Genomic DNA, 15,114 nt, shown 5'->3' on the forward strand with positions numbered 1-15,114 from the left:
GGATCGATGGCGGCAGCAGCCAAACCTGATCAACGTCCCAAGGACGAAATGTCTTGCTCATCCACCGTTTGAATCACGACGCTTGTTCTTCGTCGAGAAAAATCCGATTACTCGGACAGGCTCCTAGGAGCGAACCATGGCGGAAGTAACCTACTTCGTGGCGCTGCCCTTCGTCGTTGCCGACGATGGCATTGCGGCTGGCGAACCAACCGAGTGCTTAAATCCGGTGGCAGTGGTCATGCACGCGGAAGCTTTGTCGCGCAAGCCGGGCCAGGTGGGAGCTGTGGCCTTCAGCCGAACTGGAGATCCCGCGACCGGCGATGCAAAGATCATCAAGAAGTTCGGTGAAGTGCCTGACAATCTCAGCACGTTGTAAAGAGAGCAGACGATGGCGGAAGACGAAGAAATAGCAACAGCGCGCTACATTGCCAGCAACGTATCCACGCAATTGATGCTGAAAACGATGTTTGAGATTATCGCGACGATGGCGGACGATCCGGACGAATATCGCTCGGCTATGAGGAGTAAGTTGCTTGAGCTGGCGGACACCATGCCCTTGTCCCCTATGGCCGCCGCTCGAGAAGAGAAAGTCCGCGCCTTTGTCAAAGAGACGGTCGGCAATCTGTTGATCAACCAGCGGCCCAACTAGGTCGCCCCTGCTGGCGGCCGCTTCACCACGGCTCTCGCGGAGGCCAGTCTCAATCTCGAACATTCGCGTCCGCACGCGTTTGGAAGGTGATAATCTGGGCCAGTCTGCCGGACCCGCCGGCTCCGCGTTCTTAAAGAAGGCCGGCGCATGCCCGAATCAGATCTGTCAGAGCTTGTTGCCGGACGAAGCGAGGACCTTGGCGTTGAGTATAAAGCTTGGATGGACACCTCGCAGGCCGAGGTAAGGGCCAAGCTGGCGCGCCACATCGCAGCTCTGGCCAATCATGGCGGCGGATACCTCATTTTCGGGGTGGACGACAAAACCCGCCAACCTCAGGGAGCGACGGAACTCGACGCCGAGCTGTTCAACCAAGACGCGATATCGGCAATTGTAAAGCGCTACCTCGAACCGCGTATTCAGATCCGAGTCGATCACGCTGAGCATGGAGGCGTACCCTACCCCGTGGTCATCGTACCGTCTCACGGCGCGCGACCGGTGATCGCCGCAGCCGACGGACCACAGGACGATAAGGGTCGTCCTATCGGAATCCGGCAAGGCGAGATTTACATCCGGGCGGCCGGCCCGGAAAGCGTACAAATCAAGCATGCGGATGACTGGAACACACTGCTCGAACGCTGCCTGTCGCACCGATCCGATCTCCTTGGTAAGATCCTGCGCCAGTCGATCGCCAAACCGTCCCAGCCGAGCACTCAGAGTCGCGATATGCTTCGTGACGCAGTCGATGCAATCGCGCAGGACTTCACAACGCAGACGGAAGCTCTCGCCGCGCTCGCGCCGGCGGAGGAAACCCGTATTCGCGCAGCAGGACGGCAGTTCGCCACGCTCGGCTACATCCTCTTGGACGCGGGCGGCGAGCCTATCGAGATCGAGAACGTTCGCAATGTCAATGAACGCGTATCGGTCGCGATGCATCAATACGCCTACACCGGATGGGCATCCTTCCTCCCGCTGACCGTTCCAGAACGTGCGCCACAGACCCGGATCGGAACCCTGCTCGGCAAAGAATACAGTTATCTTGAGGGCATGCGCCTAGAGAACACCGGCCTTTTGACAGGCGCCTTCGACTACTGGCGGATTTACGGATGCGGGCTGGCCGTAACGATCGAGTCATATCACGAAGATTATGTGACTGTGCGTCACGGCGTTCTGCCTCACCTCACGCCGTTGCAGATCTTCGTGAAGCTACATTCGCTGCTGGCTCACGCGCGGCTGCTCGGCCAGGAGATTCCGGGTGTTCATCAGATCGTGGTGCGCATGGACTGGCGAGGTCTCGCCGGGCGCACACTGATGTGGGATGAGACGAATTTCGTGAGTCCTGTGAAACTCACCGACGACCGTTTTGCGAAGACGATGACGTTGTCTTGGCCTGATTTACGCGACGATTATTTCATGGCGTTTCGCCGGGTCGCGCTACCGGTTTTCGACCTATTCGCCAATGCCGGCTGGTTCGAACCTATTACGTGGCTCACACCCGAACTGGTGGAGCGTGAATTCGCAAAACTTCAAGTCGCGGGCATGCGGCTGTTCGACACGTAACGAACCCACTGGATAAGGCTAGACGCATTTCCTATGAAATTACCAAAGCACACCGAGCGGTCGCAAGCGATTCTTAAGCGCGTTGCCAACTGGGGCTTTCCCGACGACGTGTTGCAACGGATCGGCGTTCTAGCTTTGGTGTGGGGCCAATTCGAATCCAATCTCGAAACCGCGATTTGGGCGTTACGCGGCGATAATGTCGCAGGCACGCGTCCGTGGACCGACAAGACGTCGGTCAGTGACTGGATCAAGGAGCTGGGCAAACCCTGGTCGCAGTTCTCAGTACCCGCGCAACAAACCCTTCAGATAGCCTCCCTCGCCGCGCTCGATTTGATGGACTACCGGCATGCGGTCGTGCACGGCACGATGCTCCCCTCGTCCAACATGCCGACCTTCATTCGAAACCCGGGTTGGCATGGCGAAGTTCGAAAACGACCAAGCCACGATGCCCACGTCGACAGAAACCTGCTCGATATGGCCATCGACAGCGCATGGACGCTTTGCCAGGTGGCCGTCTCTGCAAAAGCGGCTTGCGCCGACCCTGCGAAAATCGCGGGTGTCGCTGCCCTAAAGACCAATGCGTCCCGCGCGCAGAACCTAGCCAGCGAATTGCGACATCTTACGGCGCTGATGAACGACGACAAATACTGAATATCGCGGCGGACGAGGGCTTTGGCTTCTCAGCTCATTTCATAATCCGATCGCCTCGCCCTGCAACACCCTTTCTTCCGGCAGTGGTTATCCACGTCTTCCAGCCGGCAGTCGCATGCTTGCGCAAGGCTTCGACGTGGGGATGACGATAGACATTGCGGTATCCGTAGGAGAGCACAAGCTTTCCATGCCCGCTTGTCGGCGCCGGCACCGACGCTGCGCGCGCCTCAAAGCGCGCGCGGTGATGGGTGCCGACGAGGTGATCCACCTTTTCGCCTTTGCGTGCGTTAGGTGTGCGTAGTCCACATCGCCCGTCAGCAAAGCTGATCGCCCGCTGGCGAGCGTAACGAGAACCGTCAGGCCAGTGTTATTGAGATCTCCGGCAAGCCCCTGGCTCTGCAGCGATCAAGCGGCTATCAGAGCCGGCCAAGCATATCCTTCCTCCATTCCAGGAACTCCGTTTCAATCCGTATCGCATCATCGGTCTCCCAAAACGGAATGCCGAAGGCGTCAATCAAGAATGCCGCTTCTGAAAGATCCGCACCGCTGGGCGGCCGATTCAAAATGAAGTCTGCAGCAAAGTACCATGGCGCTTGGTGTCAGTTCACCACTCTTGTAACAGGTGGTAGAAGAAATACTGGATCAGGCACCGCCTGGCCAAAAAACTTCTTCTGCCGGTTGTTGTTCCACTTCTTGATCCGGTTATTCATGCGGTTCTCGATAGTAACAAAAAATCTATCAAAGGCGCCGCTAGACACGGACAAATTCGATTCCCAGATGGCGTAGCGGCCATCAACCACTTTAGTGAACAGCACTCCGTAACGCCAAAACTCTTCGGCGCTTTGTGCCGTTTTCATCTTTTCAAACCATTGTTTGGCCCAAACATTTCGTTCGTATGCATAGTGCGCAGCTTCATAGGCGTGCCTAACGAACCCGCTAGTGTTCGCGAACTGCTCCAAGACACCCGTGGCATGCGCGTTAGAGTCCGAATATCCAGACACCATGATCGCGCGCGCGATCTCAGACGGCTCGCCGATTGCCAGTTTTTTATCTACATATTCGGCGATTGTGTTCGACATCCCTGCAGAGAAGGCTGCCAATACTTCGACAGCTAGGTCGCTATCGTTCGCCGCATGGTCAAGGCGCTCAAAACATATCAGTTTGATCTCAGGCACGTCGGCGTTTGACCAGACTGCAACTGACTCGGCGGGGATTCTTGAAACCCCTACGACGCGATTTACAAAAGCTGGTTCTTCGGCGATCCGTTTGAACAATGCGACCGCAATCGCGACATCACTTTTAGCCAGGGCTTTAGCCATTCCTAAAGCAAAAAAATGAAGCGACCGAAAGGTCCTGCTCGGCAATCCTTCCAGCAAGGTTGCCCAGGATCTTGCAAGATCGATATCCTGAGCGACAAGTGCATCGAAGCCTCCCCATGAGAAATCGTCTAGAACAATGCGGGCGTCGGCAGCCGTTAGCTCCGAACTAAATCGGTCGTACGCCTGCCACGCCCGCCTTTGCCGAGCAAGATAACCCTCTTCCGTTTCGTTCAACCGATCAAACATCTTACTGATGTCCCGAGGCTGCGGTTCATCTACCAGGGAGAGCAATGGGGGGCTTTGATCGGAATGAGCCACAACCGGCTGCTCTATCAGAGGAAATTCAGGGATTTCAGTGATGTTTGCCGCCCTCTTTAGGGCCGCATCGATCCGAGTTGCCGCTGCCGTAGCGCCAGCGCCGGGCAATTCGGATAACGCAAAACCGTAGAAACCCACGGCGATCCGATCAACGGCTTCCGCCGGATCGAGGATGCCCATTGCTGCCGCACGCAACAGCGCAGACGACCCATACCAGATCAAATAGTGATCAGCCTTAAGGTCAAAATTTCTCGCGTCCCAACCAGTCTCGACGAATTTTCGAAGAATGTCGGGATCGCGAACATAAGCCGCGATCCCTACGGCCTGCGACCGGACCACTTTGTCCGGCGATGCAAGAAGCTGCGATACATGCTCGCGTGAGCGCTTCGACAGCGGCGACTTGCTGTAGAGAATAAAGCTCAGAACCCGCATCTGCATGTCGGCGTCGCCCGACTGCATTGCCCGGTTCAGCTGCGCTTCAACAGCACTCTCATCGGCAGGGCTTACTTTTTCGAGTGTCGATACCAGGAGGGTACGGCCCTGAAGATCGGCCAGGATCGCCAGCTGTTCATTCCCACTCTTATGAGGCATGCCTGTAAAAAGAGCGTACTGAGTAGACAACCAAGCATCCTGTTTATCAGATTCCGGGTCTAGCTCGGAAGCTGGTGCGCGCGTTGCAAATTCAATAAGCCGATCAACTAATTCTGAATCAAGAATTGCGCTATCTGGAGCAAGGGCCAATATACCCTGACGTTTGGGCAATCCGTCCCGGGTGATCACATCACGAGCGAACGCGCGTTGAACCGCAATTGCCGCATCGGGTTTAAATCGAGCTAGAGCGGGCTGCGCATCCGCAAATAGCATGTCCTGTGGTGTAGCGCCTCTGCCTTGACGAAGGGTGGTCACATCAAGTTTCTGATAAGCGTTTGCCGTAGCTTCTATATTGGATGGGACACCTGATTCCGGATCACACGGATCAGTGTCACTGTATGATTCCGTACGACTCATTCCGCCGAACTTTGGGCGATCCTTAGTTAGACGTTCGGCTATCTCGTTTGCTCTGGCTGCGTCGTCTGAATGCCCTGTGGCCCTTAACACTCTGACCAAAGCCCACTCGCCGGTCGGTGACGCGTTCGCGGCCGCAAGAGTAGCGCTCGCGTGAAGAAGAGCTGCCCTAGTATCGAGCCAGTCCACCGCGTTAAGATGCACAAGGTGCTCGAATTGCTTATCTGGGGAATCGGTGCCGGAATTCAGGGCATTTCCAAATGCCCAATCGACCAGAGCGTCGCTTGCTCCAGCCAATGCTGTTCCTGAAAGAAGTTCCAAAGCGAGTAAATGCAGCCGGGAAAGACCCTTTCCATCGGTTTTCTTAAGACGGGTTTCCATGAACTTGCGTTCGTCGGGGGAAAGAGCCGCGACCTTGCTGTTTATTTCATTTTTTCGTTTTAAACGTTCGGCCTCGATCTTTTCGACTGGATCATGACCTGGATGGGTGAACATGCGGCGCTCTGGCGCGAGCGAATAGCAGCTCAACCATGCAATAGCTTCCTTTGACGTAGCAGCTAGACCGTTCGGATTACTGCGCGCTGCGAGTAAAGCAACGGTAAGCCAGCGCATGTGCGTCAGATGGGCGCCCGATAATGCGGAGTTCTTGGCTGCCTCCAAGAACAGTTTGGGTGAAGCTTTCACGAGAGCCTCAAACGCGGGCCACTCGCTTTCAGGAATATTCTGCAGGCCGATATAATACTGGGCAAGCGCGGCCCCGACGGAAACAGGGCAATCGCTTGCAAGGCAGGCGACTTGCAGCGCAGAAAGAATCACTTCCGAAGTTTTGGCGAGGGCTAGGATGGGCTCGATGATATCCGCAAGCCTAGCCGCGGGATCGCGTTGATTTCGTTCCTCCTTCCGAAGTGCGTCTACGAGCCATAGCCCGAGCGCCAAGGGGAGACCGTCGTCCTTAATTGTATAACGATCCGGATCTCCAGCAACGCCTTCGAAGAATCGGCTGTTGGAGACAGCTTTGAGCCGGCGATCGAGATCAGCGTCGAAAATCATGAGATCGTCATGCTGTTGGCTCGACAGTCTCCCGATTATCGTGTCGGCGTGAGTTTGGAGGGCCTTTCGAAAAGCGTCTGCAGGAACGTCGGTGGTTCCATCACGCTCACAACGCCGCACGTGCTCAAACAGCAGTCGTCCGACAGTCAGTTCTTCAAATCCCTCAATTTCCTTGCCATCCAGAAGCTCCATGGCAATGCCGAGAATTCGGGGATTTCGCAGTGAATTAAAAACGTCAGCGCTGAGCCTATCTGAAACAATTCCTCTGCCGGCGAGAATTGATTTGAGCTCGTCCTCGGTCCACTCTTTGACAATAATTCTGCGAAGGTCGGACATCGCTACCGACCGGAGCCTTTGTGCGAAGTGTCTCTCGTTCGTTGTAACAATCAGGCGTCCACCGATTGCGGACAGTAGCTGCGCAATGCCATCCATCCATCGCGGCCATGGAAACTCCTGGGCTTGATTGAGTCCATCTACCCACACAACAAGCCGGACATTGTCCGGGCCCGGATTGGCCCGCCAGCCCTTGAACCGCCTTTGCCAGCGCGTTTTCGCAGCTTCGGTTAGCGTCCCCTCGGATTGCTCAGCGAGCTTGGCAATAAGGACCCCTTCGGCATCGTGCATCGCCAAGGGCATCTCAAGTTCGTCTGCCGTAAACACGGCAAGGAGAGGCGTCGGGGTGCTGGCAAGCCAGGCTTTTGCTACCAGCCATGATTTTCCTGTGCCCTCTTCGCCCAACACAACGAAAATCGCTTCATCAGGCGTTCCCGCGAATGCTCCCGTAAGGCTGCCTACGAGTGCCGCACGTTCGAACCACGGCAGACCTGTAGGATCGAGAGGAGCAAGCGGCTGTCCAAAGAATAGACGCGCTCGTTTCCTATCAGAGAATGATTGGGTCAAGGACCGCCTATTCGCATCCTTAACCAGTCCCAGGCCCAGCGCAGGTTCCCGAACCATCTGAGCTAGTTTAGAGGATTGACCGGTAAATTCGGTGTCGGCAGCAATGGCATCGAGATCCAGCCGCACAGCTGCCACCTTGGGTTTATCTTTGCTGTTGTCTTTAAGGAATCGCTCCGTTCTTGCCGGAGCCATTGCAAGCAGTGCGGCGAGTTGAGGCAGAGTCTGATCCTGCCAATCCAGGATCAGGCAACCGATCCCGACTTTAGCCAAGGCTTGCCGATACATTTCGACGTGCTGTGTGCTTACTGGAGCGGTGGCGCAAAGAATCCAGGTATCGACCTGTCCCTTGTCATCCACGGATAGCTCCAGGATCTTGTTTGAGACGGTGTTGCGCGGGACAGGGCCGTCATACAATTTAGCCTCGAAGTATGTCGCTCCCTCATCAAACGCAGAATCCCCATCGCGCCCGCGTTGAGAGCCACTGGAAGCCAGCCGAAATGGCTGCCCGCAAACTTCCGACAGCACGGCGGCAAGCAAACCCTCGAAGCCGTCGGCTCCAGAATCGTCGAGAGTTTGCAGGCTCTCTTTAAGAGCGGCTAGGTGAGCTACGGTCGCTGCGTCCATGAATTCATTCTGATCCGCATCGCGGGCTCACCCGTGAGGGTCTATCTGAGTTAAACGGACCTCTCAAGACAGGTAAGTCAACACAACCAGTGAGGGAACGATCATTTCTGTTTGTATCAGTTCGTTTTCTTGGTTAGAAGTCCTTGTTCGTCTCAAAAGAACGAGCCCGGATGTTTGGCCACGATCCGTTGGCCAGTGACGGTCGCCAAGAACTGTTCCGGCAATACGCGTTCGGCTACCGCGAGAAAGGCCTCGATGATCACGCGCATATGGTCGAGGTCTCCCTCCTGCACACGACGCCAGATACTTGGGCGATAACGCACGATGATCGAGAGCGCATAGAGCAGGACAACCGACATCGCCCGGTACTCGTTGACCACGCCGAAGATGGGAAGAATTAGGGCGTCTCGCTGAAACGGACTATGGTGGATGCGAAGGCTCTCCCACCAGAATTGTCCGGGCGGATGTTCAACGGCAACCCGAAAATGACGGCCGGCGCCTTCAGAAGGCACCTCGCCGATTTCGCTGATCGGCCCAGGAAACAACGCAATGTCCTCTTTGGTCACGCGCCCCATGTCATCGACCAGAAGGACATAACTGCGGGTCACAGGTTTCTGATCGCCGAACAAAGACATGCCTTGATTTGCCGTTTGATCGTAGACCGGCATGATCCAGCGTGGCTTGGCCGTAAATATATTGGAAAACAGGTCGGACAGCTCCGGGATCGAAGCAAACAGAGATTCGATCGTGAGCCAACTATGCTCTGGCGCCGAGGCGAGCTGACTATAGCGGCGCGGCTTGCTGTCGGGGAATTGCGTGATCTGCGTGCCCATCGTTTTCGCCCAAGCCGGGAAAAATCCGGCAGGCAAGACACCGACAACGATTTGCTCCAATCCGTCGGATACTCCATCGACGGTATAGAGTCCGTGACCGGCCTTAGTGCTGTGCTCGATGTCCGAAAGCGCCTTCGCGCCACGTGGCGCGGCGAGCATTTCCGCAAAAGCAAAAGAGAGACTGCCATAGTAGAGATTGAGCACCCGCTGGCTGAAGGGTTGCCCATCCCTGGCTTGAAAGTAGTCAGATGCGTTGCGCAACGCGTAGGCCACGCCCTGAGCCTTCGACTGTATGTTATCGGCGTCCAGCGCTACATGTTCGGCTGCCGCGCGAGCCTCGATCATCTTACGCGCGAGCGTGACGCTTTGAAGCTGGCGCAGCCGCAACCAGATTGCCGCGATCGGCTCGTCGGAAAGTAGCAACCGCGACCTGAGGATCGTCGGGTCGGCTACGGGCGGCATCTCCTGGCCGTCGGGCACAAACTTTCCATCGGCACTCACTCTATTCCATTCCAACAGCACTTCATGGAAATCATCGACCGAACCGACGGGCTTGATAACGCCTTGCGTGAACTGTTCGACAAGGTAAGGTTGGCCATTAAAGAAGATGTGCTCAACCTCGGCAGCGAGAGACTTGTAAATATTGTTGTCGGTGGCGGAGCTGTAAATCAACGCGATGGTGTGACGATGGCCGCCGCGTTCGGCTGAAATGATGAGGCCGTCCGGGAATTCGCGTTCGATCTTCTCCGACCAATTATGGGTACGGAGTTTTTCAAAAATTTTCCGTTCGGCGTCTCTGCGGAGGATGTCCATGCGCACTTTTTGTCCATGATCGGCGGCCTGCATTGCGATGCTCAAGCGGCCGCGGAACCGACGACATGATCCCGAAGAGCGATAGCGGCGTGGCTCCCCCGGGAAACGACAGTTGCCAGCAATGCGCGAAAATCCCGCTCCAGATCGGGATCGACCGAAATCTGCTCGCGCTTGTGCTCCCAGCATGCCCAAAGGAATGAAATCAGGTTGCCTTCGAGGCCATCCCGCCAATCATAAGAATCGAAGCTCGGGAAGACCGGCGCGAGCCACCTGATTGCGGGGACAAGGAGACCGGCGGCCGCGGGCTGCGTGACCCAATAGAGAAAGCCGGAAACCAGTTTCGACTTCTTGAACCAGCGCTCGGCAACCCTCGCGAAAAGACCTTCCATTCCGGAAATGGCGGCCGCGAATTCCGGCTTCTCGCCGATCTTGTTGATCTTCGTGCCCAGGCCCATGAGCCAGAAAACGGCGTCATCGAGATCATAGGATCGACCTGTCGCAGGATCCAATGCCGGGCTTTGCAGCGCATGCTCGATCATCGCGCTCCAGATTGCGGTGAAGCGCTCGGGCGTTTGTGCAGCTCGCACACCGACGGTGAACCACTCCCAGAAGAACCGTTCGATCCATTGATGCGCTGGCGGGCCGCGATCGAGAATCGGTTGCCATAGCGTCCGGTGATCTTCGGCGGTTGTCATACATGGAATTGTGCCGGCCACGAGGCCATAGACCCAGGCATCAAACTCGTCTGGATGATCCTCGGTCTGCTGCCGCCGCGGGTCGGTGATCACGGGAATCAGACCGAGCGTGATATCGAGAAAGGTCCGAACGAGCCCGAGCCACTTGGCCCTCTCGTCTGGCCGCGCCAACGCGAGGTCCAGCCAGGCGAACGCTGCCGAAAGAAGACGGGTGTCGAGGCTCAACCGCCCGCGATGAAGGGTTTCGACTTCACTGCCGGGGCGGCGCGTGCCCCTCTCGCGGCGACGCATGCGCTCCAATTCGGGGAATTGGCGCGCGCGCATGGCTTCGATTTCTTCCTCGGCCTGCGCGCTCAATGCGAGAATATCTGGAAGCTCTGTCGGCAACCGCCGATCGACAAATTGCTCGATCAGCGGCTCTTTGCCGGTGTGATCCTCCTCGACGTCGGTGTCGGTCCTGACCCTCTGCGCAATGTTGTGAGCAGGGCGCTGGGCAGCCCACCGCATCGCCATGCCAAGCATGCGGTCGAAGTCTTCGCCGAACTGTTCCCGGCGTTGAGCAGCGCGGATCAGAGTCCGGCTCGTCGTGTTGTAATGGAAAGAGAGAACGCCGGCCGCAACGAGGCGGCGGGCCAAGGGGTCGTTGCGCTCACGCGCGAGAAGAGCAACTCCGGCCTCGCCCGCGAAAGAATCCCATTTCTCGTCACCGTTGGCGCCAGCAGAATCGAACCGAAGCGGCGCAGGCGGATGGCTGACCACGGATTCTAGTTTGCGGCGACACCAAGCCATGCGTTCCGGATCGGCCGCGAGCCAGTCATCATGTTTGACGACGAGCACGGCGATGGCGCCGCAGAGCAAATCCTCGATCTGACGCAGCGGATCGCCGTCGCGGGCAAGCCGCGGCGAGAGGTCTTCAATACCCTGCACGAACTCCCAGAACTGAGGAAGCTGATCCTGAGAAAAGCGCTCATCGGAATCGAGCACTTGCCGGCATTGGAAGGGAAAGCTTGTGACTGTCTGGTCCGTGGCGATGCGCTGAAGGTCTTCTTGGTTCTTTTGCTTGACCGCTTCCGACCAGTCGAAGCTGACGGATACCCGTTTTCCGTCGCGCGTCTCGAAGGTGTAGTTGTCGGGATTTAGGCGTTCGCTCAGCAGACGGAGGGCTTCCGGCATCTCCTCGCCGTTGAGGTCGGTAACCCATCCCGATCGCAATTGGGCGAGAAAGGGCCGTTCTGCTTCGTCAGCGACCAACGTTTCGACGATGCCACCGCCGATGTAGAGCAACAGGTCTTTGCGATGGGGCATCCGATACCACGCGCGTCCAAGCTCAATCATGACCCCGGGCTGGTATGCCCAGAGACCCATGGCACCGGAACTTCCTGATCTGCGCAGGTTGGAAATTTCGCTGTCCCAATTGAGAAATAGCCAGTTCTGGAGAAGCGGCTTTAGGACCCCGGCGAACAGCGCCGGGCGGTATTTCCCGACATCCAAGAGAAGGCCGGCGAAGGCAAGCGACTCGCTCTCCTTCAGGATGCGGTTGATCCATGGGGCGATATCCTCGCCGCGCTCGATCTTCTCGTAGAACCATCGCTCCACCGCCATCAGCACGCAATGAATTGTCGAGCCAAATGTGACCGGCCAATCATGATGCCAGCGAAAGACGTACCAATTGCCGTACCAGAGGCGGGCTTCGTTTCCGATGTGAACCGTGAGCCCGTGGCCTTCACAAAATCGCCGGGTCGCGAAATTGACAAGCAGCAGCGCAAAAGACAGTCCCTGATCGGGGGCATCCTTGAGAAACTGAAGGAAGGGACCGCGACAATACAAGGGAGGATCGCCGCCATTCCAGTGATCGAGGCCGGTCTCGGGCATCGAGCTGCGGCCAAGATCCTCATGTTTCGGCGGCTCGATGCAGACAGCCAACAAGACCTCAAGCGCGGCGTCCGGTCTTGCGCGCACGAGCGCCGGAAAGGCCCCGGTGTCGAGACATGCCTCCTGAAATGCATTCTGCACGCCATCGCGCGGGCCGTCGGGCCAAGGATCACGCAGTTCGCCGTGCGGCCAAGCCGGAGGAAACGACGACCTCTGCCGTCTTTCCGGATTCGCCTCGAGAAATTGGCGCCGTTGTTCCCGCTGCCGTTCATGCGCCTGTTCGACCCGTGCGACGATAGCGGGGTCGAGATCGCGCCTTTGCGCAAGCTAAAGGCAAAGCTGCGCAACCTCGTCCGGCATTTCGGGCGCGGCGGACAAGACGGCCTCGTACACCGTCTTGTCATGGCCATCAGAATAATAGTTCCCCTCGGCATTAAGCGCCTGGACTTCCCGACCGATGGCAAGAGCGAGCTCGGCCGCGTCCTTCCGCCAAGGCATCGGCTGTCCGTCGCCGAATTCCACCGGGACCGACTTCAGCCAAAGTGCACAAAGCTTGGCGGCAGCATGCGGAACAAGCCGCGCGACTTCTTCGCGATGAGCGTGGAGCACGGTCAGCATCGGACCCCAATAGGGCCAATACGGCAGTCGGAAGAGATGTTCCCACTCGCCCTTCTCCTCCGTCGAGGACAGCAGCGCGCCGATCCTCGGATCGGGCAACGTGGCGGCAAACATGAAACGCTCAAGCATCAGTCTAAGAAGGCGACCGCCATTTGCCGCCAAGGCATCCCAACTGCGTTGCAGCAGCGGAACCGCGTTCGTGGCAAGGAACAGCGCTTCAATGAGCTGATCGCGGATGATTGCGCCTTCCTCGGTGCCATCTTCCAGACCCTCGACCGCTTGTCGCCAGCGTTCCGGGCCGTCTTCGGCCTGTTCGAGAAGCCTCTGCCCAAAGAGGCGTATGGGGCGGTGCCAGCGCGGAAGCTTGGCGCGCGCGCGAACGGATGGCGCAGAAAGGCCCGGTTCGCCGATCAGTACATTCAGCCGCGCCCAATCGCCGAGCATGTCGTGCGTGAAGCGCACGCGCTGGTCGCGGATACGGACAAGATCGGACGCAGTCAGGCTCCCGAGCGCAGCTTGCTCGCTTTGGCTCAGCTGCATGCGCGGCACACTGACGAGAAGCGAGTCGCCTTCGAGGGTCCCGAGCCGCATCAGGAGATGCGAGCGGCTGAGCTGATCCGTATCGCCCTCGATCCAGCGCTCCCACAGCGTATCCACGAGATAGCTGACGCCGATGATCGAGGCCGGATTTATTGCCTTCCCGCTGCGCGCCGCCGCGACCAGCCAGTCGAGGATCTTCAGGTTCGTCAACAAGGGACGAAGCTCGGGACGCAATGACGCCCATTGCAGTTCCGCGATCGGCGCGACGAGTCCCTGAACTTCGTCCTCCGACGGCGGATCAAGAGACGTCGCGCTATGCAGTGCTGCCGGCAGGCCGGCCTCGATGAAGCTTCGGATGAGTTTTGGTGCCGGCTCGATCTGGCCCGTCACCAGAAGATGGACATGCTTCAGACCATCTTCGGCAAGGAGCGCCGCCATCCAGCGATGCACGAGGCGTCGCGCACGCGGTGAGTAGCGTTCGATGCTATCGAAGACAATCAGGCACGGCGCCGGCGAAGCGGCCAGAATTTCACCAAGCGGATGAGTGAGGCCGATTTCGCGCTCGAACGCCGATTCCGTATCATGGTCTACCGCAGACTCGGCGAACCAGAGGCACCGATCATAATCCGCCTCGCCGATCTGCTTGGCCAAAGCAGACTTCCCGCTTCCGGATTCTCCGACGAGAAAGCATGCCCGGTCCCGATTAAGACAATCGAGCACTTTGGCACGGGCCTCGCTGCGTGGTAACGGCGCCAGGCCAGAAATCTCGCCGCGGATGTCAGCCATGAGTTCGCGGCTTGACCGGTCCAGGACTTCCCAATCGTACCGATAGTCGGGATGATCACGCAGATCGAATTGGTCGCGCAGCTCAACAAGCAAGCTGGCCAGATCGATCGACCCGCCCGCCCTGTTGGCATCGGCAATGGCAACAAGGCGGGACCACAGACTCGTCGCCTCGTCAGTGTCGCCGGACCGCAGAATGTTCTGGCAGTCGCGGAGCGCGTGATCATGATCGCGGGATGGCGTTGCCTCGAAGTCGAAGCGCATCAACCGTATGCGGCGAAGAAGCTGCATCGTGGCGCTGTCACTGGTGTCTCCTTCGTTTCGAAGCTCGTCCGGGCAATCCAGGCTCGCGAACAGTGCGCGCTGAAGGGCGGAAGACTGCGATCCCTCATCAGCTACGGGTTCGGCAAGTCGGGCCGTCATGCGCTCGGGCGTTGTGCGCAAGGCGTCGCTGAGCAGATTCGACCAGGCGTCTTCAACGTCATGCGCAAGACTTCCGACCATAAGGGCGACAGCGTCGTCGGTGCCGCGAAGGACACGCTCCGTCTTGACGCCGAACCATTGCGCCCATGCGATGCCAACGAAATCAGGAGGGAAGCCCGAGCTCGTAACTTGCCGGTCGCTTTTTATCGAAATGCCGGCGGAGCGCTTGCCTGTGGAAGCTGTGCACTCAACGACAAGATCGTCTGCAAGCCAGCCCAGGTCGCGTCCCTGCCATTGCAAGCGATCGATTTTGCCGAAATCCACGCCGAGCGTGTTGGTCCCCGCCAAGAGATCGAGAAGAAAGCGCGCGCCGATGCAGTTCTCATTGCGGAAGCCGGTTCCGGCAGTGAGCTGAACGGGCGCTTTTTTCTTCGGGGCGGCCTTCTTCATCGTCAGATCCGTGG

8 protein-coding genes are annotated in these 15,114 nt (G+C 57.9%); 4 read left to right on the top strand and 4 right to left on the bottom strand.

The features are described 5' to 3' along the window. Window positions 1-136: 136 nt before the first annotated feature. The 4 genes from C7G61_RS31640 to C7G61_RS31655 all read left to right on the top strand — a co-directional run bounded on the left by C7G61_RS31640 (window position 137) and on the right by C7G61_RS31655 (window position 2,857). On the top strand, window positions 137-376 hold the full coding sequence (locus C7G61_RS31640) for a hypothetical protein (RefSeq protein ID WP_108521309.1): 240 nt from the start codon (window positions 137-139) through the stop codon (window positions 374-376). A gap of 12 nt (window positions 377-388) precedes the next feature. Then, on the top strand, window positions 389-649 hold the full coding sequence (locus C7G61_RS31645) for a hypothetical protein (RefSeq protein WP_108521311.1): 261 nt from the start codon (window positions 389-391) through the stop codon (window positions 647-649). 147 nt (window positions 650-796) lie between these two features. After that, the gene (locus tag C7G61_RS31650) at window positions 797-2,206 is read left to right on the top strand and encodes an AlbA family DNA-binding domain-containing protein (RefSeq protein ID WP_108521313.1); all 1,410 of its coding nucleotides are present in this window, start codon (window positions 797-799) and stop codon (window positions 2,204-2,206) included. A 33-nt stretch (window positions 2,207-2,239) separates the two neighbouring features. Next, entirely contained in the window at window positions 2,240-2,857 is a 618-nt protein-coding gene (locus C7G61_RS31655; RefSeq protein WP_108521315.1) for a hypothetical protein, read from the top strand. A 599-nt stretch (window positions 2,858-3,456) separates the two neighbouring features. Here C7G61_RS31655 and C7G61_RS31665 read toward each other — a convergent pair. The 4 genes from C7G61_RS31665 to C7G61_RS31680 form a co-directional block, all read right to left on the bottom strand. Then, complete coding sequence (locus C7G61_RS31665; RefSeq protein WP_108521320.1) at window positions 3,457-8,073, bottom strand: hypothetical protein; 4,617 nt, start codon at window positions 8,071-8,073, stop codon at window positions 3,457-3,459. Window positions 8,074-8,225: 152 nt separating this feature from the next. Further along, window positions 8,226-9,752, bottom strand: coding sequence for a YaaC family protein (locus C7G61_RS31670; RefSeq protein WP_108521322.1), 1,527 nt, complete (start codon window positions 9,750-9,752; stop codon window positions 8,226-8,228). Window positions 9,753-9,760: 8 nt separating this feature from the next. Beyond that, window positions 9,761-12,427: a hypothetical protein gene (locus C7G61_RS31675; protein WP_108521324.1), complete on the bottom strand. Its 2,667-nt coding sequence runs from the start codon at window positions 12,425-12,427 to the stop codon at window positions 9,761-9,763. A 186-nt stretch (window positions 12,428-12,613) separates the two neighbouring features. Beyond that, window positions 12,614-15,100 (bottom strand): ATP-binding protein, encoded by a 2,487-nt coding sequence (locus C7G61_RS31680; protein WP_108521326.1) that lies wholly within the window; start codon window positions 15,098-15,100, stop codon window positions 12,614-12,616. Window positions 15,101-15,114: the final 14 nt, after the last annotated feature.

It is taken from the genome of Bradyrhizobium algeriense, assembly GCF_003062295.1.
In the GTDB taxonomy this organism is placed as follows: domain Bacteria; phylum Pseudomonadota; class Alphaproteobacteria; order Rhizobiales; family Xanthobacteraceae; genus Bradyrhizobium; species Bradyrhizobium algeriense.